The sequence below is a fragment of the Massilia polaris genome, from assembly GCF_012927275.1.
Lineage (GTDB): Bacteria > Pseudomonadota > Gammaproteobacteria > Burkholderiales > Burkholderiaceae_D > Telluria_A > Telluria_A polaris.
In genome coordinates, this window is record NZ_JABBGG010000010.1 from 123216 (window position 1) to 146127 (window position 22912).

The 22912-nt window shown below is 61.8% G+C and carries 21 protein-coding genes and 1 tRNA gene; 9 read left to right on the forward strand and 13 right to left on the reverse strand.

The annotated features are described in order from the left end of the window. Positions 1-113 precede the first annotated feature (113 nt). The 4 genes from HHL21_RS17235 to HHL21_RS17250 all read right to left on the reverse strand — a co-directional run bounded on the left by HHL21_RS17235 (position 114) and on the right by HHL21_RS17250 (position 8148). The gene (locus HHL21_RS17235; RefSeq protein ID WP_169468094.1) at positions 114-6035 is read right to left on the reverse strand and encodes a DUF4347 domain-containing protein; all 5922 of its coding nucleotides are present in this window, start codon (positions 6033-6035) and stop codon (positions 114-116) included. Positions 6036-6580: 545 nt separating this feature from the next. Further along, positions 6581-7039 (reverse strand): MarR family winged helix-turn-helix transcriptional regulator, encoded by a 459-nt coding sequence (locus HHL21_RS17240; protein WP_169468096.1) that lies wholly within the window; start codon positions 7037-7039, stop codon positions 6581-6583. 124 nt (positions 7040-7163) lie between these two features. Continuing rightward, positions 7164-7619 carry an Ohr family peroxiredoxin gene (locus HHL21_RS17245; protein WP_169468098.1) on the reverse strand — a complete coding sequence of 152 codons (456 nt, stop codon included), beginning with the start codon at positions 7617-7619 and terminating at the stop codon, positions 7164-7166. A gap of 73 nt (positions 7620-7692) precedes the next feature. Continuing rightward, entirely contained in the window at positions 7693-8148 is a 456-nt protein-coding gene (locus HHL21_RS17250) for an Ohr family peroxiredoxin (protein WP_169468100.1), read from the reverse strand. Positions 8149-8532: 384 nt separating this feature from the next. Here HHL21_RS17250 and HHL21_RS17255 point away from each other — a divergent pair, with 384 nt between their 5' ends. After that, on the forward strand, positions 8533-8856 hold the full coding sequence (locus HHL21_RS17255; RefSeq protein ID WP_169468102.1) for a hypothetical protein: 324 nt from the start codon (positions 8533-8535) through the stop codon (positions 8854-8856). 361 nt (positions 8857-9217) lie between these two features. Here the strand turns inward: HHL21_RS17255 and HHL21_RS17260 are convergent, their stop codons facing one another. The 3 genes from HHL21_RS17260 to HHL21_RS17270 form a co-directional block, all read right to left on the reverse strand. Further along, complete coding sequence (locus HHL21_RS17260) at positions 9218-9637, reverse strand: cupin domain-containing protein (protein WP_169468103.1); 420 nt, start codon at positions 9635-9637, stop codon at positions 9218-9220. A 350-nt stretch (positions 9638-9987) separates the two neighbouring features. Further along, on the reverse strand, positions 9988-10449 hold the full coding sequence (locus tag HHL21_RS17265; RefSeq protein WP_169468105.1) for a DUF6130 family protein: 462 nt from the start codon (positions 10447-10449) through the stop codon (positions 9988-9990). Positions 10450-10745: 296 nt separating this feature from the next. Then, positions 10746-11507 carry an ice-binding family protein gene (locus tag HHL21_RS17270; RefSeq protein ID WP_206085851.1) on the reverse strand — a complete coding sequence of 254 codons (762 nt, stop codon included), beginning with the start codon at positions 11505-11507 and terminating at the stop codon, positions 10746-10748. Positions 11508-11826: 319 nt separating this feature from the next. Between HHL21_RS17270 and HHL21_RS17275 the strand changes: the two genes are divergently transcribed. From HHL21_RS17275 to HHL21_RS17290, 4 genes are all read left to right on the forward strand, one after another. After that, positions 11827-12015 carry a diguanylate cyclase domain-containing protein gene (locus tag HHL21_RS17275; RefSeq protein ID WP_206085863.1) on the forward strand — a complete coding sequence of 63 codons (189 nt, stop codon included), beginning with the start codon at positions 11827-11829 and terminating at the stop codon, positions 12013-12015. A gap of 699 nt (positions 12016-12714) precedes the next feature. Then, on the forward strand, positions 12715-13632 hold the full coding sequence (locus HHL21_RS17280; protein WP_169468127.1) for a LysR family transcriptional regulator: 918 nt from the start codon (positions 12715-12717) through the stop codon (positions 13630-13632). A gap of 294 nt (positions 13633-13926) precedes the next feature. Continuing rightward, positions 13927-14139, forward strand: coding sequence for a hypothetical protein (locus HHL21_RS17285; RefSeq protein WP_169468129.1), 213 nt, complete (start codon positions 13927-13929; stop codon positions 14137-14139). Between the two features lie 263 nt (positions 14140-14402). Beyond that, entirely contained in the window at positions 14403-14897 is a 495-nt protein-coding gene (locus tag HHL21_RS17290; RefSeq protein ID WP_169468131.1) for an acyloxyacyl hydrolase, read from the forward strand. A 255-nt stretch (positions 14898-15152) separates the two neighbouring features. Here HHL21_RS17290 and HHL21_RS17295 read toward each other — a convergent pair whose 3' ends face one another. From HHL21_RS17295 to HHL21_RS21965, 5 genes are all read right to left on the reverse strand, one after another. Then, on the reverse strand, positions 15153-15578 hold the full coding sequence (locus tag HHL21_RS17295) for an organic hydroperoxide resistance protein (RefSeq protein WP_169468133.1): 426 nt from the start codon (positions 15576-15578) through the stop codon (positions 15153-15155). 256 nt (positions 15579-15834) lie between these two features. Next, positions 15835-16794, reverse strand: a complete 960-nt coding sequence (locus HHL21_RS17300; RefSeq protein ID WP_169468135.1) for an enoyl-CoA hydratase/isomerase family protein — start codon at positions 16792-16794, stop codon at positions 15835-15837. 443 nt (positions 16795-17237) lie between these two features. Continuing rightward, positions 17238-17570, reverse strand: a complete 333-nt coding sequence (locus HHL21_RS17305; protein WP_169468137.1) for a HigA family addiction module antitoxin — start codon at positions 17568-17570, stop codon at positions 17238-17240. An 18-nt stretch (positions 17571-17588) separates the two neighbouring features. Continuing rightward, the gene (locus tag HHL21_RS17310; RefSeq protein ID WP_169468139.1) at positions 17589-17870 is read right to left on the reverse strand and encodes a type II toxin-antitoxin system RelE/ParE family toxin; all 282 of its coding nucleotides are present in this window, start codon (positions 17868-17870) and stop codon (positions 17589-17591) included. 275 nt (positions 17871-18145) lie between these two features. Next, positions 18146-18904 carry an oxidoreductase gene (locus HHL21_RS21965; RefSeq protein ID WP_206085852.1) on the reverse strand — a complete coding sequence of 253 codons (759 nt, stop codon included), beginning with the start codon at positions 18902-18904 and terminating at the stop codon, positions 18146-18148. A gap of 149 nt (positions 18905-19053) precedes the next feature. Here HHL21_RS21965 and HHL21_RS17325 point away from each other — a divergent pair, with 149 nt between their 5' ends. The 3 genes from HHL21_RS17325 to HHL21_RS17335 all read left to right on the forward strand — a co-directional run bounded on the left by HHL21_RS17325 (position 19054) and on the right by HHL21_RS17335 (position 21379). Then, entirely contained in the window at positions 19054-19863 is an 810-nt protein-coding gene (locus tag HHL21_RS17325) for a VOC family protein (RefSeq protein WP_169468141.1), read from the forward strand. Positions 19864-19887: 24 nt separating this feature from the next. Then, positions 19888-21045, forward strand: a complete 1158-nt coding sequence (locus HHL21_RS17330; protein WP_169468143.1) for an iron-containing alcohol dehydrogenase — start codon at positions 19888-19890, stop codon at positions 21043-21045. A 139-nt stretch (positions 21046-21184) separates the two neighbouring features. Further along, on the forward strand, positions 21185-21379 hold the full coding sequence (locus HHL21_RS17335; protein WP_169468145.1) for a hypothetical protein: 195 nt from the start codon (positions 21185-21187) through the stop codon (positions 21377-21379). Positions 21380-21479: 100 nt separating this feature from the next. On the opposite strand, the gene HHL21_RS17340 is transcribed toward HHL21_RS17335, so the two are convergent. Next, positions 21480-21555 (reverse strand) — tRNA-Phe (locus tag HHL21_RS17340). Between the two features lie 119 nt (positions 21556-21674). On the opposite strand from HHL21_RS17340, the gene HHL21_RS17345 reads away from it, so the two are divergent. Next, positions 21675-22901: an FAD-dependent monooxygenase gene (locus HHL21_RS17345; protein WP_169468147.1), complete on the forward strand. Its 1227-nt coding sequence runs from the start codon at positions 21675-21677 to the stop codon at positions 22899-22901. The last annotated feature ends 11 nt before the right edge of the window (positions 22902-22912 follow it).

The following is a 22912-nucleotide window of genomic DNA, read 5'->3' on the forward strand; positions in this document are numbered from 1 at the left end:
GAATCGCGCATCGAGCGCATTGAATTGCGCCTGACCGCCTGAGTGTATCCCAGGGCTGGTCCCGTCGAATGCGGGACCAGCCCCCTGCCGCCTGGCCGGCATGGCCGTCACACTCAAACAATCCAGAGGCCTTCGCTTCCATACTGGACGCCGATGATCTCGGCATTGGCCGTCAGCGCGGCGGCCAGCTCAGCACGCGTATGCGTTGTCAGATAGGCTGTCCAATTCTGCAAATTTGCGGCATCGGGACCATGGTCGCTTGCATTCTGGTACATCAAGCTGACAAACGCCGCATCGTCGAGCGCCCCGTAGCGCGCTGCGAACTCATTGGAATTCACAAATACGGCAGCCAAATCGACCTTATTGAGCGACTGATCGAGCCAGAAAACAAAACCGGCCAAATCGCCCGAGCGTCCCAGCACGGTTTGATACAGCATGCCGACCTGCTGTAACGCAGCTTGGGATGACTGGGTGAAACCGAGATCGATGCCGACGTCGCTGAACTGCCCCTTCTCGATTTGCTGGATGACGTCCACATCTCCGCCAGCCCTGGCTTCTGCCAACTTGATTTCGCCGTTGGGCGAAAGCAGGAACTTATATTCTGCAAGCTTTGCCCCGAACACGGCGGTGTCGATGCCATCACCCCCGACCAGCGTATCGTTGCCAGCCCCGCCGTGCAGGACGTCGTCGCCACTGTCGGCGATCCATCCGCGGTCCACCATCAGATTGTCGCTGCCGAGCGCCACACCAAGCGTGCTGCTCCGGGCGGCGTGATGTTCACTGCTCAATGCGAGCTCCCGCAAAATATCAGCGCGGGAGATCGCATTGCTGTCCAGCTTGTTGACCCATTCGCCCAGCTGGCTGGCGGGCGCCGCATGCCCCAGGGTGTTCTGGTAAAGTTGCTGCACCAGGTCCTGGTTCGACAGTTTGCCCATCCCGTTCACCCACTCCGACGTCCGCATGAAGGATTGGACGAACTGGTCGGTCGGCGCGGCGGTCCCGGCCCAATAATTCAGTCCAGCCAGGTCGGGTGCGCGGTGGAAGGCGGCGTGATAGAGCAGGGACAAGCTTTTCAATGTCGACTGATCCGCCGAAACAAAGCCCAGTTCGGCAAGCGCCGTATTCATCTCGCCGGCGGTCAGGGTTTCATGCGCGCCGGCGTTGACCAGCACGGTGTTGTGCCGCCCGACGACCTGGCCCGCGCTGGTCAGGTAGAAATCCCACTGGCCGATGTCGCTGCGCCCGCCTTGCAACAGATCGTCGCCGCTACCGCCGAGCAAGCTGTCGTTGCCGATGCCGCCGAACACGATATCGTCGTCGGCGCCGCCGTCGAGGACATCGTTGCCGCCGGCGCTGCCAATCACGTCATCGCCCGCGCCGCCATGCAGGACATCGTCGCCGGCGCCGAGCACGATGGTCTGTGCCGAACTGTCGCCCCAGACATGCTGCGATCCCGCGCCACCGGTGACCTTCACCGCTCCGATGATGGCGGCGAATTCAACGTTCTGCAGTTGTAATGCCGAGCCGGCCGGCAACGCGCGCGCGTCGATCACCAGCGCGGTCATCGGCGTTCCCACGGCGGCCTCATTGCCGATGATTACCAGCGGTGCGCCACTCGCCGCCGCGCCGGTCGCGGCGCTCGGAACGATTGTCTGCACCAGCAAGGGCGTCGTCGCCGGCAAATCGGCCAGGAAACCGGTGCCGCCGCCTGCCAGTGCGAGTTGATCGCTGGATCCGGCGACGGTATGGGCCTGGATCTCCCGGATCAGGTCAGTCAGCGCATTGCCTGCAGGTTTCGGTGCGGCCGCGCCCGACACCACCAGGCCGTAGCCAACCGGTACTTGCACACTGAGAACGCTGGTCCCGCCGCTCGACACGAGGGGGATGTCGGCCACCGAATTATTGCCGACGGCCTCAACGCGGTTCGCCGTGATCACCGGAATCAGGATGGTCTGCGATACCGAGCCGTCGGCATTGGTCGTGGTGGCTTTGCTCACGCCGACGCCATCGATCGTGGTGGACGCCGGCGGCGTCGGCGGTGTGGTCGGCGGGGTAACGGGCGGGACATTGACGGCCAGGCTGAAACTGGTCTGTGCAATGGCGCCGCCGAAGCCATCGGACACGGTGAAGGCAAAGCTGGTGCTGCCTGCCGTCGCGGCGCTTGCGTAGCTCAGCTTGCCGGCGTCGATGTCGGCTTGCGTGAAGGTGGCCGCCACGGACAGCGGCGTGCCGTTTAATGCCAAGCTGCCTGCGGCCGGCAGCTCCGCCACGGTATACACGCGCTGCGTGGCCGGATTGTCCTGGTCGGTCACGCTCAGCATGGCGGACGTGATGACCCTGGAGGCGCCGGTGTTCAATGCGATGCCGGTATTGACGGCCAGGACCGGCGCGTCGTTGACGTCCAGGAGATTGACCGTGAATACCGTGTCGGTGGTGTTGCCGCTTGCGTCGGTGGCGCGCACCGTGACCTGATGGCCGGGCGCCGTTTCGACGTCGAGCAGGCTGCCGTTCGCCACGGTGATCGCAGCGCTGTCGGCATCGATCGCGAAGCGCCCGCCGGCATCATCCTGCAGTGTGTAAGTCAGCGCAGTCTGGTCGGTGCCAGGCGCGGTGCCGACCGCGGCGCCAATGGCCGCATTTTCCGCAACGCTGAACGTCGCGGTGGGCAGTGCCGGCGCCGCGGTGTCGATGACGATGTTTTTGTTGGCGCCCAGCGAGCCGGCGGCGCCTGGGGTGGACAGTACCAGCGAAACGGCCTGTCCGCCGCCGCCGGTCTCGGTGATGGTGGCGCCGTTCAAGACCAGCGCATTGGCCGAGCTGTAGTCGAGGTCGGCGCTGTTCTGGCCGGCGCCCACGGTGTAGCTGAAGCTCAGCGTGCTGCTGCCCGAGCCGCCGGTGTAGGTGGCCGTGCCGCCGCTGTCGAGCGACAGCGTCGGCATGCCGCCACTGGTATCAACTGTGACCGCACTGCTGAAGCCGAGCGCGATGGTGACAGTCTGGCCGCTGCCGTAAGCGCCATCGGCGGTGGTGGCGCTGACGCCGGTGATGCTGGCCACCGAACCGTCCACGTCGACCGCCGCCGTGCTGCCGACACTGTTCAGGGTGAGCGTTGCGTTGTTGCCGGCCGCATCCTGCAGGAGGCCGCCATTGCTCGACAGCGCGCCGATCGTGACGCCGTTGGCGTCGGCGTCGCCGTTTTGCACGACGTAGCGGAACACCAGCGCGCTGCTGCCGGAACCGGACTGATAGTCGGCGTAGCGCGTGGTGGCGCCGACCACCAGCGCGATGCGCGGCGTGCCGCCGGAGGTATCGACCGACACCGCTTCGGAGAAGTTGACCGTGAAGTCGAGCGCGCCGCCGGTGTAATAAGTACCGTTGGCCGGCACCGCGACCGAGTCGATGGCGGGCGCGCTGCCATCGACGCTGATGTTGAGCACGCCGGAGGCGGCCGAGGTATTGCCGGCCGTGTCGCTGGCCACCGCCGTGATCGCGTGGCTGCCCTCGCTCAGCGCGCCGGTGGTGAAGTTCCAGCCGCCGGCGCCGGCCGCCGCCGTGCCGAGCAGCGTGACACCGTCGAAGATGCTGACGGTACTGCCGTTGTCAGCGCTGCCGCTGAGCGATGGCGTGGTATCGCTGGTGACGCCGTCGTTGTTCGACCAGCCGCTGTCGCTGGCGCTGGCGAGCGCGGGGGTGCCCGGCGTGGCCGGCGCGCTGGTATCGACCGCGTAGGCGCGGCTCAGGGCGGGACCTTCGTTGCCGGCCGCGTCCCGGACCTTGAGCATCAACGTACCGCTCGCAGGCAGCGTAACCCCGGTCCATGCCAGCGTGGTACCCGTCACCTGGCTGGTGATGTCGGTCCACGTGCTGCCGCCGTCGAGCGAGCCGAAGACGGTGTCGCCGCCGCCCGGCGCGCCACTGAGGGTGGCGCCGATGGTCTGGGCGGCGGTGCTGGTAATGAAGTCGCTGGCGCTGGCGCCTGTATCGGCCGACAGCGCCAGGTTGCTGAAAGTGATCGTCGGCGCAGTGGTGTCGAAGATGTACGCTTGCGACAACACGGCGCCGTCATTGCCGGCGGTGTCGCCGACCTTGACCTGCAGCGTATTGCTGGCAGCCAGGGTGACGCCGCCGAGCGACCAGGCGCTGGAGCCGACCGTGCCGCTGGCAGCGGTCCAGCTGGCGCCATTGTTGAGTGAAACGTACACCGTCTCGCCGCTGGCAAGGTTGGCCGACAAGGTGCCGCTGATGGTTTGCGCCGCCGTGTTGGTAACCAGGTCGGTGCCGGAGCTGCCGCTGTCGTTGGACAGGGCGGCCGAGGCGACGCCGGTGGCAGGGGCCGTGGTGTCGAGCGTGTAGGCCTGGCTCAGCGGTGAACTCTCGTTGCCGGCGGCGTCGGCGAGCTTGAGCATCAGGGTGCCGCTGCCGGTCAGCGTGACGCCGTTCCACGTCAGCGTGGTACCCGAGACCTTGCTGGTGATGTCGGTCCAGCTGGCGCCGCCGTCGAGCGAGCCGAGCACCCTGTCGCCGGCGGCCGCGGCGCCGCTGAGGGTGGCGCCGATGGTCTGGGCAGTGGTCCTGGTGATGAAGTCGCTGGTGCTGGCGCCGGTATCGGCCGACAGCGCCGGGTTGCTGAAGGTGACCGTCGGCGCAGTCGTGTCGAGCGCATAGGTATGCGTGAAGGCGGTGCTGGAGGCGTCGCTGTTGGCCACCCGCGCCACGAAGGTATTGCTGCCGCTCAGCGTGGTGGTGGTGCTCCACGCAGTCGAGCCGACCGTATAGGTGCCGGCATTGCTCCACGTGCTGCCATTGTCATAGGAAACCTCGACGCGCTCGCCGCTGCCCAGGTTGGCCGACAAGGTGCCGCTGATGGTCTGGGCGGCGATGCTGGTGACGAAGTCGCTGGCGCCGGTGCCGGTGTCGGCCGACAGGGTGGCGCTATTGACCGTGGCGGCCGGCCCCAGCAGGCGGACGTCGGTGATGTTGAAATTCTGGAACGTCGCATAGTCGATCGAGGTGATCGTCACGCTGCGCATGTCGTTCAACGCGGTGTCGAAACTGGATTTCGTCGTGATGACGCCGGTGTTGTTGATGCCGGCCTGGGTAAAGCCGGAGCTGGTGCCGTTGGCCCAGGTGATGGCGAAGGAGATCGCGCCGACATAGGATTGCACACCGAACGACGCGATGTCGAAGGAGTAGCCGGCCTCGACGCTGACGGTGAACCGGACGCCGCTGCTGCCGTCGGCGGCGTAAGGGTAAAGGCCATCGTCCGGCAGGCCGTTGTTGAAGATGTACATCTCCGGCCCGCTGAACGAAATGGTCTTCGTCGACACGGTTTTGGTGATGCTTGTCACGGGGCTGAAGTCGTCGCCGTCGCTGGCGTAGACGAAAGGAACCACCAACAAAGCGCCATCGTACTGGGTCAGGGCAAGCGCACCGGCATCGATGGCGCCGGTTTGCGATTCCAGCGTCCAGTCGCCGCCGAGGCGGGCCGCGCCGGTCAGGTCGGTCGAGGCGGCAAGGTCGGCGCCGGTGGCCTTCGCAATCCCGGCCAGCAAGCCAGTACTATCGCCGGCAGCGACCCCGCAGCCATACAGCAGGAGGTCGCCGTCACCCGTCAGCGCTGCGCCCAGTTGCGCCAATTGGGCTTGCGTGGCGGGCGACGCCAGCGCGGCCTCGGTCAGCTGGGTGGTGCCCAGCTTGACCAGCCCTTGCGCGCCGTGCGACAGGATGTGAATCGCGTCCAGATCGTGCTGGCCGGAGGCCCACTGGGCGATCTGCGCCAGGCCATCGCCGCTGCCGTCGAACTCCACGATGCCGATGCCGTCGGCCACGCCCGCTTCCAGGCTCTTGTAGTTGGCCAGCGAGGTATCGACGAGCACCACTTCCATCCGGCCATCCGGCCCGGTCGGGGCGGCCGTGCGCACCGTCAGCACCGCCGGCACAGCGCTGGCGGGTGCCTGGACGGCACCGCCGGCGTCATTCCCGTTCTTGCCGGGTGCAGGCGATTGAGTGTAGTTGTAAGAGTGATTCTGACGCACGGTAGACCTCTGATGGTTGGACGTTTGTGACCTGAGAAGGGAATGTGCGCTCGCGTACGGAAGGGCGGCGCTCACGCAGCGCCAACAGGGCAATTGTTACGGCAGCCTGTTCAATAAGCAGTCATCATGCCTTGCCTGGCCAGCCGCGGACCCAAAAATTGAAACTCTAGCAAGCTGGAAATTGGGTGGCGTTGCGCTGCTGCAACGTAACAGGAGAAGGGGGCGCCTCGGCGTCGCGGCAGTAAATACGCGCGTTCGTAAGACCTCAGCGAAGTACAGCCTGGGAAGCTTGTATTGGGCCGGGCGGGGCGAAATTGCGCGCGATTATCAGCAGGCGCGCTGTGGTATCGCAAGCCGGCCGAGCAGGGCAATATCTGGCCAGTGAGCGGCTGGCCTATAGGTATCAAAGCGGATGCGGCGTCCCCGTCGATTTGCAGCAGGCGGCCAAATGGTCGCCTGTGGCGGGCGCGCAAAAAACCGCAGCGGGAGTAAAGCGGCAGTAGCGAGTGAAATCGCAGGCCCGGTGGCGGCCCGCTAACTCGCATCTACTTCTTGAGTGCCCTGTTCAGGTTGTTGCGCAACTTGAGCACGGCGTCGCGTGTTTCAGCGAACTCGTCAAGGCTCAACCCGGACGCCTCGGACAAGGCATCGCTGTTGGTTTTTTCGCGCAGGGCCCGGCCTTCCGCGGTCAGGCCGACCAAGACCTGGCGCTCGTCCGCGCTGTCGCGCTGGCGGGTGACATATCCCATTGCCTCCAGTTTTTTCAGGATGGGCGTAAGCGTGTTCGATTCCAGGAACAGCTTTTCGCCCAGCCCGCCCACCGTCTGGTTGCCTTCTTCGTACAGTGCGATCATCGTGATGTACTGGGTGTACGTCAATCCCACCGCATCGAGGATGGGCTTATACGCCTTGCCAAAGCTAAGGTTGGCCGAATAGATGGCGAAGCACAAGAAATCGGTCAGCTTCAGGTCTTTGGCCTTGGGGATTTTATTTGCTTTGCTCATGGTTGATGGTCCGCCTGGTTCAGAATAATGCATACTTTACCACGCGGATCCGATTAAATCGGATAAGTCGCAATGGACTTTGCCTGCACAAGGTGCGCGCGAACGCGCACCTTATCGCGGGCTATTACGCGGTCGTGACGTTCACGGTCACGTCGATATTTCCACGCGTGGCTTTGGAGTAGGGACAGATGGCGTCCGCGGCATGGGCGATCTCGGTGGCCAGGGCGTGGTCGAGGCCAGGTACCACCAGGTTGATGCGGCCCTGGATGTAATAGTCGGCGCCGCCCATGCCCAGATCCACTTCCACCTCCACCGCCGTATCCGCAGGCAGGGTGACCTGTTTTTCCGCGGCCACGATGCCGACGGCGGCAATATAGCAGGCGGACCAGGCCCCTGCGAATAGTTGTTCCGCGGTCGGGTGCGGCGCGACGGTGTCGAACGCATATGCGGGTGCGCGAGGGTTGCCCGGCGCGCTCAGCGCCATGGTGACAGTACCGTCGTGTTTGCCGGCGAGCACGCGGGCGTCAGGGGATGTGGTGTGGGTTTTGCCGGTCAGCAGAACTTTTTGAATGTTGCTCATGATGGATTCCTTGGTAAAATAAATCTAGCGCGAAAGATTTTATCGCATGCGATGTATGTGGGCCGCCGCGGAATTACGCGGTGACGACATTCAGCACCACATCGATATTGCCGTGCGTGGCTTTCGAGTACGGGCAGATGGCGTCGGCCGCATGCGCGATCGCGGTGGCCAGCGCGTGGTCGAGGCCTGGCACGACGAGGCTGAGACGGGCCTGAAGGAAGTATGCGCTTCCACCCACGCCCAAGTCTACTTCGATATCCACGGCGGTATTTGCCGGCAGCGTCACGTTCTTTTCCTTGGCCACGAGGCCGACGGCGGCTATGTAGCAGGCCGACCAGGCGCCGGCGAACAGCTGCTCGGCGGTCGGGTGCGGCGCGACGGCTTCGAATGCATAGGCGGGCGCGGCGGGAATGCGCGGCGCGGACAGGCTGATGTTCAGGTTGCCTTCGTGGTTGCCGGCGATGACGCGGCCGTCGGCGGAAGTGGTGCGGGATTTGCCGGTCAGCAGGACTTTTTGAATTTTGCTCATGATCAACTCCGTATGTGTCGTTGGATGTATCGTGCGCGACTGAATCGCAACCGATGAACGTAGTATAGCCACGCCAGAGCGAATGTCAAACGCTTTCGATGAAATCGTACGCGATTTATTATGAGAGGTGAGGCACCACGATAAGCCGGGGCGTACCCACCCACAGCCCTGCCATATTCCAAGATGAACCGCAATAACGTCGACGTGGAAATCAAGCTGCTCTAAGCGGCGCCCCACGGACTGGATCGAACGGCCACATGGTGTCGATACGGCTGTGGTTACGAGGTCCGGCCCGGCATTGAATGGTCGAATTGAGTGCTGATTGCGATGCAGTTCTTCGTCTGGTGCTTTTGCCATCCGATATAGACTGCGTCGAGGAAAACTTTGAAGGCTTATATGAATTCTTTGACAGTCAGTAACTCAGGCACTGCCTGGATCCAGGACATGCATGCCCAGGGAAAGCCGACAGCGGGCGGGTGGCGCGACAGCCCAAATGCTGACTACTATGCCTCGCTCGATGGGAATAGTCCCGCCGCAAAGCCTGCGGTCGAACTGCCTGGTTCGCTTGCTGAATTGTTGAAGTTGCAGCAAAAAGCTGCGGAAGAGAAAAACGACGACCTGGCAGATCGGATCCAGGACGAAATGGCGAAAGTCGCGTCCAGCCATGGAATGGCTTCAAGCGGCAATATCATCAATGTGAAAGCGTGACAAGCGCCTGAAGTTAGGCACTTCAAATCCGGCAATTCTGCGCGCGACGGCAGCAGCGCCATCTTCCGCTGCGTCGGTCACTCACGACCACGGATTCCTCACAGCACTGCGGCGGCGCCGCCGCATACCTCTCCCGTACGGCCTGATCAGCACCAGGGGCCCGCCCCGCAAGGGGGGGCACCAGCACTATTTGTTAAGCTCGGTCAGCGAGCCGCCGATCGCCTTGCACTCGGTCGGGGTCTTGACCACGACGCCTTGGCCCCGTAGCAGCACGTTGGCTTTTCTTTCTCGGCAGCGTGCGCGGTGACTGACATGCCGAGGCTCGCCAGGGCGAGCAGGGACGCTTTGCCTGCCAACGCCTTTACTCCTGTTTGACAACCAGCGGTTTGCCTTTTTCGACAAGATAGGTGGCCAATTCCGAAGCCTTCACGCTGCCGGGGTTGTGCGCCGAGTGGTACGTGCCCGCCGGGATAAACAAGGCCTGGCCGGCCTTCAGCGTGACCGGCGGCTGGCTGCCGAACTTGTACTCAAGCGTGCCTTCCAGAACGTAAGCGATCTCTACACCGGGATGGTTGTGCATCGGGAACGCTGCCCCAGGCGCAAAATCGACACGCACCTGGATAGCCTCGCGTTTGGCGTCCAGATCATTGCGCAATACGTCGCTGCGCGAGATCCCACCGTTCGCGGCCGGCGCTGCCGGCGCCTGTGTCTGGGCGTGACTTACACCGATTCCGCTGCCAGCGAGCAGCAATGCTGCGGTCATGATTCGAACTGTTTTCATACGAACTCCTCTTTAGGTTTCAATTAATGGATCTCGATCGAGTGATCGCCGTCTCAAAACCATCATAGGAGCCGAGTGTGTCTGCGGTGTACCAATGGAATGGCGTTGTGCAAGGTTATGTATCTGAAGGCCTTCGTACACATTGCGATACAAAAATTTACTGCCGGCCGTCAGAAAAAGCGGCGCCGCAGGTCGAAATCCACATCGGGTCCGCGCTCAGAATGGCGCACTGGGGCGGTGGCAAGTTGGGTGAGTCGTTAACGCAGTCCCGGGGCATGTATTTGCGACGGCCAGCATTGCAGTTCATACTCGCGCAAGCGACGGGCGGTACGCAGCGCGGCAACGGGTGGTCAGTGGCGGTGCGCCTTGGCGCCAGGCGTTTCGGGGACCGTGAACACGACCGTTTCGCCGGTCACGATCTTGTGGCTTGGGTCGGCCACTTCCAGCAGTACTTTGTGCGGGCCAGGTTTTAACCCAACAAGGATGATGGGATCCTCGCTGGTATGGGCCCAAGTCCCAGGCCAGTCGTCGACTGTCACATGGAGGTGGCCCAGATGCGGCGACACCGCCACCGCGCTCGTGCCGAATACTGGCATGACTCGAACATTCTCAGTCCGGAACTGGATGATAGCCACGCCCCGCGCCAGCGCATCGGCCAGCGGCGCAAAGACAACGAGTTTCGGCGCCGGCTCCGATGCGAGCGGAATGACTGCGGGCGGTCTCCGGGCGTCGGTGCCAGTCTGCGCCCATGAGGCGACGCAGAACACCAGGCTTGCTGTGGCCGTGGCAAGGTGTTTGAAGGCGAGTCGCATATCGTTTCCTTTTGCGTGGCGGTGGGGATCCTGCGCCCGCCGCATCTCTCATGCAGGAACGATAGGGGTGTGCTGAGCGACTGCTCGCCTTTCAAAACCAGTATACGTGCCGGGTATATTGACAGTGTAGCCATGGAAGGGAGTTTTGCAAGCTTATGTATCTGAAGGGGCCGCGTACACAAAGCGATGCATAAATACGTTGCAGACCGCGGGAATATGCGACGACCGCCCGAGGCGTATTGCGGCCCGCTGAGGGGGGCGTTTTTCGTCTCGGCGGTTGCCCAGGGATCGCTTTATTACGGGGCTGGCTGGGTGACGGTGTTCTTCTCGAGGGTAACGGCGGTCTGGGCCAGTACGCGTCCGTTGACCGATGCGCCGGTCTTCACGGCGACCAGCGTCTTGGCCAGCATCACGCCTTCAAAGTGGGCGGTGGTGCCGATCGACACCGCGCCGGCCGACTGCCAGAAGACGTTCTTGGCCAGTGCGCCGCCGGTCAGCGTGACGCGGGTCGCGCTGGCTTGGTGGACGCCCCCGGAGACCTGGAAAATCCAGACGTCGGTCGGACCGCCTGCCAATGTGACATCGGTCGAGATCTTGACATCGATACCCCATTTGTACAGGCCTGGCACCAGCGTCCTGCCACCGATCTCGCCGGAACCGAGTTCGGTAAAGTCAGGCAGGACCCGTCCGGCCGCATCGGTGTAGGCCGCTTCCATGTCACTCACTGCCGAAGTCAGCAAGGTGGCGGCCGTCACGCTGCATGGCAGCGGACCGGCGGCATCGACGGTGTAGAGGATGCCCGCGGCAATCTCGCCACAGGTCAGGCCGATTGCCGCGCCGGTAATTGGGCTGGCGCCGACGTCGCCGGTAATCACTGAGGCGTACACATCGGTGATGCCAGTTTTGCTCAGAAGCGCAAACGTTCCCGCCGAGCCGAGCTTGACCGGTGCCTGAATGCGCGACGACGTGCCCGCGCTTGCGAGTCCCGGCGCCGCTACCAGGGCGCTCAGGATCGTTGCCAAAAGTAAGACTTGCGGCTTGGTCGCGAATCGGTTCATTGTTGTTCCTTTGTAGTTGTTGCGCATCCAGAGCCTGGTTTTTCAGGGCAGAGTGGATTCGCCGGCGCTGGGACCGTTTGCATGCAATAACTTATACAGTTCCAAATGACAATCCCTGTGTGGGTTACCGTATAACTGTTACAACAGTTACAAATGACGCGGTAGCAATGGCCGGGTGCCGCTCCCGGTGGCTGCGCGTACACAATTCGCTGCTGGCACGCCATTGGGGTCTCACGCTGGTCGAAACGGCACGATCTGATGCGCGTTGCAGGTTTCGTGCGCCGGCCGGCCCACGCGCCAACAGAGTCAGCTCGTGGCGATGCGCCCGGCCAGGCTACACGAGGATATGAGCGCTAGTCTCGGAGTGGTGCAGTACCATTCTGGCGTCGATCTGGCCAGCCTACTGAAGCAAGCAGACACGGCAATGTATATTGCGAAGAACTCAGGGCGCAACCGGGTTGAGACTGCTCATTCCGGTGCGCTATTGAATGTTCCGCCTTACCTATAGAGAGGCTTGCAAATTTTGGGCCGCACTCCAATTGGCCAGGCTTAAAGTGGGTATTCGCACGGATCTTGTCACCTGTTCGCATGGCAAAGCCCCCCTGCCACCGATTCGAATCGACCCGTCACCGAATTTCAACTCATCCAGGCCGGACTCGACCGGCGGTATCCGCGCAAGCGGTAAGCAGACGGAGCTTTGGAATGGACCGGAGATAGACCGGACACGCGGACTGCGAATCCCAGAAACGACAACGCCCACTTGCGTGAGTGGGCGTTGCGTGAGGTATGTTCTTGGTGGCCCGGGGCGGAATCGAACCACCGACACAAGGATTTTCAATCACATAGCCGGTGCGCTCATCGTCAATGGTGCCGCTGCGCGGCATTGGATGCCGGTCCTCTTGCTCTGCTTTTCCATCGCGTTAGGTCAAAACCTGCACCACGCGCTATCGCAACTGCGGCCAGTCGGCGTGGCCAGCCAGGATGCGAGTCCGGTCACCACCACTGTGGTTCTGTCGTTCTGGTAATGACGTATGTGTCATTTTGATGTATGCTACGGCTTTTGGCACGAAGCTCGGCAAGGCAGGTTCTCCTTGATCCTCGATCCCGACCACAGTCGGGGTTCTGCGTTGCAGGCTTGCGTTTTTTCCGCAATGTGAAAATCCTGGCATTTCGCTGAATGCAGCGATTGAACCAGGTCAGGAGCACCATGAGCATCGATGCGAACGACCTCATCCTATTTGCTCGCGTCGTCGAAGCGGGCAGCTTTTCGAGCACGACCGCGCGTACCGGCCTGCCGAAGTCGACCATATCGCGAAGAATCGCTCAGCTTGAAGCCAGGCTCGGAGAGCGATTGCTGGTGCGGAATACGCGCCGATTGATCATCTCTGAATTCGGCGAGCGCATCCTCGAACATGCGCGTCGCCTGATGGAAGAAGCCGAGGCGGCCCTGGATTTCGCGCTGCATCGGCAGGACACGCCATGCGGGGTGCTCCGCGTCTCCATGATGCCTGAGTTGGTGGAGATCGGCCTGGGAGACCTCTGCCATGAATTCGCCACGAAATATCCCGAAGTGCGGCTTGATCTCGACCTTTCGCCGCGCCGGGTAGACCTGTTGTCAGAACGTTTCGATATCGCCCTGCGGGGCGCGGTGCAGTTGCCGGACGACAGCATGCTGGTCGCACGCAAGCTCTGCGAATTCCGCCTTGGCTTGTACGCCAGCGCCGATTATCTTGCACGCCACGGCATGCCCCAACATCCAGATGATCTCCATGCGCATGCCTGCCTGCGGCTTGTCGCCAGTAGCGGTGATCCCATTCACTGGCAGCTCTCGCGCGGAGACGAAGACCGATCGGAGCTTATGCCGGGCGGTCACATTGCGACCAATTCGCCACGGCTGCTGCGTGATCTCGTTGCATGCGGCGCCGGGATTGGCGAGCTTCCCGACTACTTCGCGCACGAAATGCTCCAGCAGGGCTTGCTGCGCCATGTCCTGGCGGATTGGCATTCTCCAGTGGCGCCCCTGTGGTGCGTGACGCCAGGAAGGCGGCTCCTGCCGTCGCGAACGACCGCCTTCATCGACATGATCCGGGCGCGGTTGCGGAAGTACCCCGAGCTGAGCATCTGAAGATGCTGCCTGGGGTCTGTGCGGTTCAGCCCTGATGAACGTGCATTCCAGTTACCGCGAATCAGCTTAGTGACCCGGCCATACCCAGATGGTGCTCCTGATCCTGGACCACCTGCCGGTGCACGGCCATGCACTGGGCGCGCTGCGCCATTTCGACGCTTGCAGGCTGGATCGCATATGCGTCTCATTTTTGCAATCAACCTACTCAGAAATCGGTCTTCTGCGCGTCGATGATACTCAATAGAATGTGTTCGTAACAGATGTTCCGAATCTCTTTCGACCCCATGGTGATGTATGAAGACTACTATTGATTTTGTGACCGCCCCGCCCCGGGCGATGGCTCTGATGCTCGTAATGGCCTTCGTGTCCGCGCAATCGCTGGCACAGGCCGCGCCGGAAATGCTGGTAAAGCACGTCAGGCGGGAAGTGCTGGGCATCGCGAAGGACAACAAAGGCGCGGGGCATACCCGTTGGCTGCGGGAAGCCGTGGCTGAATCGATAGTCTGATCCGCCTGCTGCTCGAGAAATACAAGCGCCTTGTCGATACCGCAGGTGCGCAGCAAGCAGCATCGTAATGACCTGGCCAAGCTTCCTTGCTGGGGTGGACTAAAGCAATTCGATAAGGATAGGGATGAAGCCGTGACATCCATATCCTCGCACTACACTTTACCGGCTTGATGATTTTGAAGAATGGGACTCACATGAGCACGATAACAAACACCCTATCCAGCATGGTAATGGCGGCTCCATTGGCTGTCGCAGCACCATCTATGCTTCCACCCGACGCCAGCGCTCTGCCATTTGAAATGCGCGGCAGTGCCAAGGTGGTTTCGATCGGGATGCAATCGCATCTGGACTGGCAATGGCGCGAGCCCGATCGCGTCAAGACAAATGGAAACCTTACTCCGGCCTCGGCGGAATGGTATGGAGCGCATCATTACAATGCCGACCGGAACGGCACTATCGCCAATCTCGGCGTCACGCCCACGATTCGAAGGCTGGACGATGGTCGCGTGGCCTGGTACCTCGAAGATGGAGAAGCCGGCCATCAGCCGTCTGCCGCGTATAAGGCCGGTTGGCACCGGTCCACTGCCTACGGGTACGGCGGCCATACGGGAGCCAGCTACACTACCAGTTCAGGGGTCGACATTGGGTTGTCGCTTCAGCACCATTCAACAGCCGGACACAAGCATCCTGACAAACCAGCGAGTTTAGCCACGATGAACCCGCATAATGGGACATGGACCTGGACGCAAACGGCCTGATTTTGATCCGCTTGGGTTCTCTGGATTCCCATTGCCTTGTCGTCGCAGAAAGAGGCGTTTTCTGTCCTCCCGGCGGCGCTAGCAGGGCACTCAGGATCGTTGCCAAATTGTGGTTCATCCCGTAATTGTTTCACAGGCGTACGCGTTCTTTTACGACAATGGCGGCATCATCCCCTTGCAAGGCTGCCGCGCATATCTGGACACGTACTCGCACGATCAAAGGTGGTTGACGTGCACGTACGCGCCGGTCCAAAATCAGATCAGGGTCAGTGTGACGTCGATATTGCCGCGTGTCGCATTCGAGTACGGGCACACGATATGGGCTGCGGCGATCAGTTTTTCCGCTACGGTGCGATCCAGACCCGGCAGCGAGATTTTTAGTTCGGCTTCAATGGCGAAACCAGTTGCGATCGCGCCGATGCCGACCGTGCCTTCGACCGAAACATCAGCCGGCACTGCGATCTTGTCGCGGTGGCCGACGAACTGCATCGCTCCAATGAAGCACGCCGAGTAGCCGGCAGCAAACAGCTGCTCCGGATTGGTGCCGACCGCGCCGGCGCCGCCCAGTTCTTTGGGTTTGGTCAGTTTGACGTCCAGCACGTTGTCGGAGGAGATGGCGCGGCCATCGCGGCCACCGGTGGCTTTAGCGTTTGCGCGGTACAAAATTTTTGGGATAGACATATTATTCTCCTTCACATGTATGAATGCGGTCGTATTCATGGATGCGTTGTTAATCGGATTTGCAGGAGTACTCCCGCCCGCAATACCCTACAGCGGCGGACGGGACTAAGCGGTATCAGCCACTGGTTTTCAGTGAACCTCGGGGTTGCGCCATGTTCCGGCGCTGCCCGGCGCGGCGACAGCGACTTGTGCCAATATCGCGCCATGGCGCGACTGCGCCTGACGCGCCGTTAGTCGCCGCCAGTTCGCAAATGTCCTATTTCTTGTCCGGCTGATTTACTTTGCCCGTGTACTTGTCAAGATGAATCTCCACATCGGCTTTTTTCTGCAGCCCAAGCTCCATCAGCTTCTTGATATTCCGCTGTGCCGCTGGACGCTGGACGGAGGCAATAAATCTATCCCACTCCGCCGCGATGTCTTTATCGGGAGGCAGGCTTGCGATGTTGACCAAATGCTTGATTTCCGAGATGGATTCCTTGTCGAAAGAAGCGATACGCCGGGCCAAGGTGTCCACAAACTTATCTAGTTCGGCATCCGGAAGGGCACGATTAACATAGCCGTACCGCTCGGCAAGTTCGCCACCAATGTCGTTGCCGCTCAGCAGAATTTCCAGCGCGCGGCCTCGCCCAATTAAGCGGGGAAGGCGGGCCATCGGTCCGCCACCTGGAACGAATCCGGCGCCGATTTCAAATTGCGAGAGCACCGCTTTTTCGCGGCTAGCAAAACGCATGTCGCATGCGAGGGCAAGCTCACTGCCGACACCGGTAGCCCGGCCGCGTATCGACACAATAGACACTACCGGAGAGCGGCTCAGGCGAACCAGCATATCGGGCAGCGGTGGCATGCCGGTCGGACCAGGGGCCATGCTGGTAGTAACTTCGAGAGGCGGGACGAAATCATAGTGAGTCAGGAAGAATCCGGGCACTGCGCTGTCAAACACCACGACCTTTAGCTTGGGATCGTTCTCTATCTGCGTAACGACACTGTTCAGCTGCGGCATCGATTCCGGACCATAGATGTTAAATGGCGGGTGGTCAATGGTGACGCGCCAGTATTCGGGAGTAACGCGTGTGACCTTGAACTGTTGCTTGGCCCCAGATTGCGTCGCCACGCCTTGATTGGGAGCAGAGCCCGCCAGTTCATCCCCTGCAAAGGCGATACCGCTGATAAACAGTCCGCCTGTTACAAGTGCTGCCATCATTCGTAATGGTTTCATATTAGTATTCTCCGAGTGAAAGACAAACAGTGAAGGAGATAAATGTGCGCAATCCCCTCGCGAACATCAAATTTAGTATAGGCAGAAATAAGCACATTACAACGGGCGTGGCCAGGAAGCGGCTTGCCAAGGTCTGTTGCACAAATGCGAAGGTGACGCGCGCGGTCCCACGCAAGCAGCGGTTTTCCCCGATATGGCGCATGGCGCCGAAGACGTGCTCAACGCCAGCCCTCGGTGTGGCGATACACGGCGGTTACGCTGCTTCTGCGTTTAGAAGATTGGTCTGGTTTGCGCTGGATATGAATGCGGCAGCCGGTCTGCGGCCCCGAAAACAAAAACGCCAACCCGATGGGTTGGCGTTTCGTAGTTGCTGTTCTTGGTGACCCGGGGCGGAATCGAACCACCGACACGAGGATTTTCAAGGCGTGTGTCGAATACACGCATCAAGCGGCCAGAGCATAGCTGTTACCGCTGCCGCGAGGATCGCGCGGTTCGATTTCATCAATAATTTTCGGCATCGCCGCCTCGACGGCCAGCTTGAGATCGTAGGCCTGCTGCAGGTTAAGCCAAGATTGCGGGTCACCCCCAAAATAGCGCGCAAGCCGCAACGCCGTATCGGCAGTAATGCCGCGTTTCTCGTGCACGATGTCGTTGACGCGAGAAGGCGTGACGCGAAGCGCTTTGGAAAGCGCGTGCGGTGTCATGCCGAGCGGGACCAGGAACTCTTCGCGTAGAATTTCCCCGGGATGGATGGGGCGCATTCCATTCTTTGCCATATCAGTTTCCTTGCATTACTAGTGATAATCAACGATTTCTACATCTTCCGGTCCCATATCAGTCCACACGAAGCAAATCCTGAACTGACCGTTAATTCTTATGCTGTGCTCGCCTTTTCGGTCGCCGCTCAGGGCCTCCAAGTGATTTCCTGCCGGGGAACGCAAAAAGCTCAGGCTGTTTGCACTGTCGAGCATCTGCAGCTTTCTTTCGGCAATAGAGCGAAAATTTGCAAACGTCGCGACTGCCTTCCCTTCAAACAACTTTTTCGTTTGTTTGCACCGGAATGAAAGGATAGTCATTATTGTATATCGCTTATCGAGATGCGGTAAGCCAGTGTACATCGACTTGCGCGAGATCGCGGGCCAAGGCGGATCATGTGCCAGAAACAAAAACGTCACCCGAAGGATGGCCAGTCGGTACGTGCGGTTAATTTTGGTAAATCCGCATGCCGGCGCAGGCGCTACCACGATTTACCAGGCTTAACCCCGGGCGGGGAGGGGCGCTGCTAATCTGTTCTGCAGTTATCCGATCAACGTCTACAGAAAAGCCCAGACCATGACTACCAGCAGCGAACTCAGCCTGTTTTCCCCGACCGCCATCGGCGCCATCGGCGTCGCCAACCGCATCGCGATGGCACCCCTGACGCGCTCGCGCGCAGGCGCTTGAAGTCGAAGTCGCCGGCGCCGTTGTCGCCGCGCGTCTGGCCTTCAACGCAGTGCAGATAGGCCAGCCCCAGCTTGCCCAGCTGTTCGGCGAGGTAGAAGTAGGTGCCCTCCGGATCGCTGTCGAGCGGCGTATCTCCGACGGCGCGCGTGATCGGCGACAGGCGCACGCCAACGCGGTCCGCTCCCCAGACTTCCGCCACCGCCGTCACGGCTTCGATCGGCAGGCGGCTGCGGTTTTCCACTGAGCCGCCATACTGGTCGGTGCGCAGGTTGGTGCTGTCGCGGATGAACTGCTCCAGCAGATAGCAGTTGGCCGCGTGCACCTCCACGCCGTCGAAGCCCGCGTCCTTGGCCCATTGCGCCGCGTGGCGGTAGTCCGCGACGATGCGCCGCCCGTCCTCGCACAGCGCGCGGCGCAGCGCTGCGACGTGCACTTTAAGGTTGCTTTCCTCGACCACGCTGGCCGGCCAGGCCCGCGCCATCAGCTCCCGCTTGCTCACCACTTCTCCGGGCCGCTCTACCAGTTCGGCAAGGATGTCGAGCGCCCGGCTGCCCAGGCGCACCGGCGTATCGCCGTGCAGCAGCAGCTGCTGCGAGGGCACGAAGCGGAATGGAGCAAAGCAGTATTCGCGCTCCGTGGAGCCGCCTGGAAGGGCGCTGTTCGTCATAGTGGCCTGCTCTGAGGTTGGTTGGCGCAGCAACGGCCGGTTAAGCGCGGCCGATCTTTGCTTTACCAAAATTTAACGCTATTAACTGGCCTGGCCTCGGGCCGCTGGCTACAGTGGACGCGTCCCATCCAACCAGCGAGAGGTAAAAAATGTCCATCAATAATCCAGGCCGGCGCGAAGTGATGCTGGCCGTCGGCGCCATGGCAGCCAGCGCGTTCATCCCGACAGCGGCGCAGGCCGCAACCACATCGGCCAGCCGCAGCGCGCTTGGCGCCCGGCTGCAAGGCGTGCAGCACTTCGGCGTGACGGTGCAGAACATGGAACGCGCATTCGAGTTCTACACGCAGGTACTGGGCGGCACCGAGATCATGCGCGACGGCGACTTCCAGGGCGAGGTCATACACAACACGCTGCTGCTCACCGAAGAGCTGGAAGCCAAACAGCGCCAGGTCAACCCGCGCGCCGTGGGCATACCCGATTTGCGCGGCGGCGCCCAGCGCCTGGACGTGCGCTTCATCCAGTTCGACAACGTGGTGATCGAACTGCTGCAGTACCGCGACAGCAGCCAGCCGCAAGGCAGCGGCGCCAGCTTCGCGCCGCCGACCGAGAAAACCAGCCCGGCCTATCCGCGCTCTATGCACATCTGCTTCTACATCCGCGACGACGTCGACTTCAACCAGTTCGTGCGCGACCTGGAAACGGAGTCCGCCAGGCGCGGCATGAGCAACGTGAAAGCCAACCGCATCATCTCTTCGGCCAGCGAGCAGGAACGCCTGCAGGCGCCGCTCAGCGCCAACACCAACCGTATCACCAGCGGCAAGTCCGACGGCTGGACGCTGATCTACGCCAAGGGCCCGGAAGGCGAGCAGCTCGAGTTCGTGCAAGTGCGCGGCCAGGCCAAGCGCGTCTTTGGCGACGCCATTGAAACGCGCCGCCGCATGCTGGCCGCCGCGCTGTAATCCACCATCATTGAGAAGAACAGAATGCAGAATTTCGACTTGCATAACCCCACGCACATCGTGTTCGGCGCCCGCACCGTGGCCCGTCTGGACGAACTGGTCCCGACCAAGGCGCGCGTACTGATTCTGTATGGCGGCGACAGCGCGCGCCGCACCGGCACCCTGGCCGAAGTGCGCGCCGCCCTGGGCGAGCGCGACGTGTACGAGTTTGGCGGCATCGAGCCCAATCCCAGCTACGAAACGCTGATGCGCGCCGTCGAGCTGATACGCTGGGAGGGCATGGACTTCCTTCTGGCGGTCGGCGGCGGCTCTGTCATCGACGGCACCAAATTCGTCGCAGCAGCAGTCGGGTACGAGGGCGACCCTTGGGAAATCATGGAAACGCACGGCGCCACGGTGCGCGGCGCGCTGCCCTTCGGCAGCGTGCTCACGCTGCCGGCCACCGGATCCGAGATGAACAGCGGTTCCGTCGTTTCGAAGAACGCGACCAAGGCCAAGCTGGTCTTTTCCAGCCCGCACGTGTTCCCGCGCTTTTCGATCCTGGATCCCACCAAGACCTACAGCCTGCCGCTGTCGCAGGTCGCCAATGGCGTGGTAGATGCCTTCACCCACGTCATGGAGCAATACATGACCTATCCGGCGGACGGCTTCGTGCAGGACCGCTTTGCCGAAGGGCTGCTGCAGACGCTGGTGGAAATCGGCCTGCAGGTGCTGTCGGAACCGGACAACTACAACGCGCGCGCCAACCTGATGTGGGCTGCGACGATGGGGCTGAACGGCCTGATTGCTGCGGGTGTGCCGGAGGACTGGTCCACGCACATGATAGGCCACGAGCTGACCGCGCTGCACGGTATCGACCATGCGCGTACGCTGGCCATCGTGCTGCCCGCGAACATGGAAGTGCGGCGCGAAGCCAAGCGTGGCAAGCTGCTGCAGTACGCCGGACGAGTCTGGCGCCTGACAGAGGGCAGCGAAGAGCAGCGCATCGACGCCGCCATTGCCCGCACCCGCATGTTCTTCGAGAGCCTGGGCGTGCCCACCCGCCTGCGCGAGTACGGCATTGGCGCCAGCCAGATCGGTGCCGTCATCAGCCAGCTCGAAGCGCACGGCATGACCGCCCTCGGCGAGCGCCAGGACGTCACGCTGGCGGTCAGCCGCCGGATACTTGAAGCGGGGCTGTGACGGCTTGCAGCTACCTGGGCTTTGCCAACAGGATTGTCGCGATAAGGGCGTTGCAGCGATCCAGGTGGCCGGGAGCGACGGTGCGAAACTAAAGATGCTCCACGTAGCTACGACAGTTTCCACAAGCCTGTCGGAGCCTATGCGCGTCCGCATTCTTTGGACAATCGAACAAGCGAAAAAGCTTGCCGAGCTAAGAAACGACGCGGTTCACTCTGCGACTTTCATTGCCTGCAAGACCGCGATTTCGGTCGATACCGAGGTCAGTTTCGAAGAAGCCAAAACCATCGTCTGCTACGTAAGCTTCAGCGATGATCTGAGCAGAAAGAGTTTGTAGTTTTGCCTTGAGCAGCGGAAATGGACCGGAGCTGAGGACTGCGAATCCCAGAAACGACAACGCCCACTGGCATGAGTGGGCGTTGCGTGAACGATGTTCTTGGTGGCCCGGGGCGGAATCGAACCACCGACACAAGGATTTTCAATCCTCTGCTCTACCAACTGAGCTACCAGGCCAAGAGGCATGATTATAGTCAGCCAGTTTGTGGATTGCAAGGGCAGGCAAAGGAATTTTTTCAAAATGCCGCCTGGCGTGCGCGGAAACGTTGCTTTTTCTACCCGCTATAATGGAACGCATGACTACTCCAACTTCCTCTACTGCGCAGACCGCATGCGATGTCTGCATCGTTGGCAATGGCGCAGTCGCCAAAACCGCGGCGCTGGGCTTCTCCCAGGCCGGCCACAGTGTCACCCTGATCGCGCCTCCCGCGGCTCCGGGCGCATCGCCTCCGCAAGCCGCGGCGGGCGAGCAGCCGTGGGACGTGCGCGTCTACGCACTTAATCACACGGCCCACACCTTGCTGTCGTCGCTGAAGGTCTGGGGCGCGCTCGACCAGGCGCGCGTGCAGGCAGTCGACTCGATGGCGGTCAATGGCGACGGCGAAAAAGGCGGCGACATCGAATTCGACGCCTTCGGCGCCCACGTCGGCGCGCTGGCCTGGATCGTCGAAGACCGCAACCTGTGCCAGGCGCTCGACGCCGCGCTCAAGTTCGCACCTAATGTAAACATCGTCCGCGGCCGTGCGGTCCGCATCGAAACCAATGACGACGGCGCCCTCGTCCATCTCGAAGGCGGCAAGGCGGTCGCCAGTTCGCTGATCGTCGGCGCCGACGGCGGCCACTCATGGGTGCGCGGCCAGTGCGACATCGGCCTCGACTACCGCTCTTATCACCAGCGCGCGGTGGTCGCCAACTTCTCCTGCGAGAAGCCGCACCACGGCGTGGCCTACCAGTGGTTCACCGGCGCCGAAGGCATCGTGGCGCTGCTGCCGCTGGCGGGCAACCGCGTGTCGCTGGTCTGGTCCGCGCCGGATGCGCTGGCCGACATCCTGATGCGCGAGAGCCTTGGCGAGCTGGCCATCCGCCTGGCCGGACTGTCCGAAGAAAAGCTGGGCGTCCTGCGTCCGCTGCAGCCTGAAACCGTCAAGGACTTCCCGCTGGCGCTGATCCGCCCGCATGCGATCACCGCGCCGCGCGTGGCGCTGGTTGGCGACGCCGCCCACGTCGTACATCCGCTGGCCGGCCATGGCATGAACCTCGGTTTCGCCGATGTCGCCGAACTGCTCAAGGCAGTCGCCGAGCGCGAGCCGCAGCGCGCCATCGGCGACGAGCGCGTGCTTGCCCGCTACGCCCGCGCGCGCAAGGAAGACATCTTCCTGATGCAGTTCGCCACCGACGGCCTGGCGCGCCTTTTCAGCACCGATCTCGAACCAGTGCGCATTGCGCGCAATTTGGGATTAAACTTGCTGGATAAGTTGCCGATGCTCAAGCGTCGGCTGATCACGCACGCAATGGGCAAGTGAACCTCGTCGGG

What these genes read in the sequence shown, in the direction of transcription:
- HHL21_RS17240 (WP_169468096.1), bottom strand. Translation starts at nt 7,039, where the DNA reads ATGAGCAAAGCAAATAAAATCCCCAAGGCCAAAGACCTGAAGCTGACC.
- HHL21_RS17245 (WP_169468098.1), bottom strand. Translation starts at nt 7,619, where the DNA reads ATGAGCAACATTCAAAAAGTTCTGCTGACCGGCAAAACCCACACCACA.
- HHL21_RS17250 (WP_169468100.1), bottom strand. Translation starts at nt 8,148, where the DNA reads ATGAGCAAAATTCAAAAAGTCCTGCTGACCGGCAAATCCCGCACCACT.
- HHL21_RS17260 (WP_169468103.1), bottom strand. Translation starts at nt 9,637, where the DNA reads ATGAAAACAGTTCGAATCATGACCGCAGCATTGCTGCTCGCTGGCAGC.
- HHL21_RS17265 (WP_169468105.1), bottom strand. Translation starts at nt 10,449, where the DNA reads ATGCGACTCGCCTTCAAACACCTTGCCACGGCCACAGCAAGCCTGGTG.
- HHL21_RS17270 (WP_206085851.1), bottom strand. Translation starts at nt 11,507, where the DNA reads ATGAACCGATTCGCGACCAAGCCGCAAGTCTTACTTTTGGCAACGATC.
- HHL21_RS17275 (WP_206085863.1), top strand. Translation starts at nt 11,827, where the DNA reads ATGCGCCCGGCCAGGCTACACGAGGATATGAGCGCTAGTCTCGGAGTG.
- HHL21_RS17280 (WP_169468127.1), top strand. Translation starts at nt 12,715, where the DNA reads ATGAGCATCGATGCGAACGACCTCATCCTATTTGCTCGCGTCGTCGAA.
- HHL21_RS17285 (WP_169468129.1), top strand. Translation starts at nt 13,927, where the DNA reads ATGAAGACTACTATTGATTTTGTGACCGCCCCGCCCCGGGCGATGGCT.
- HHL21_RS17290 (WP_169468131.1), top strand. Translation starts at nt 14,403, where the DNA reads ATGCTTCCACCCGACGCCAGCGCTCTGCCATTTGAAATGCGCGGCAGT.
- HHL21_RS17295 (WP_169468133.1), bottom strand. Translation starts at nt 15,578, where the DNA reads ATGTCTATCCCAAAAATTTTGTACCGCGCAAACGCTAAAGCCACCGGT.
- HHL21_RS17300 (WP_169468135.1), bottom strand. Translation starts at nt 16,794, where the DNA reads ATGAAACCATTACGAATGATGGCAGCACTTGTAACAGGCGGACTGTTT.
- HHL21_RS17305 (WP_169468137.1), bottom strand. Translation starts at nt 17,570, where the DNA reads ATGGCAAAGAATGGAATGCGCCCCATCCATCCCGGGGAAATTCTACGC.
- HHL21_RS17310 (WP_169468139.1), bottom strand. Translation starts at nt 17,870, where the DNA reads ATGACTATCCTTTCATTCCGGTGCAAACAAACGAAAAAGTTGTTTGAA.
- HHL21_RS21965 (WP_206085852.1), bottom strand. Translation starts at nt 18,904, where the DNA reads ATGACGAACAGCGCCCTTCCAGGCGGCTCCACGGAGCGCGAATACTGC.
- HHL21_RS17325 (WP_169468141.1), top strand. Translation starts at nt 19,054, where the DNA reads ATGTCCATCAATAATCCAGGCCGGCGCGAAGTGATGCTGGCCGTCGGC.
- HHL21_RS17330 (WP_169468143.1), top strand. Translation starts at nt 19,888, where the DNA reads ATGCAGAATTTCGACTTGCATAACCCCACGCACATCGTGTTCGGCGCC.
- HHL21_RS17335 (WP_169468145.1), top strand. Translation starts at nt 21,185, where the DNA reads ATGCGCGTCCGCATTCTTTGGACAATCGAACAAGCGAAAAAGCTTGCC.
- HHL21_RS17345 (WP_169468147.1), top strand. Translation starts at nt 21,675, where the DNA reads ATGACTACTCCAACTTCCTCTACTGCGCAGACCGCATGCGATGTCTGC.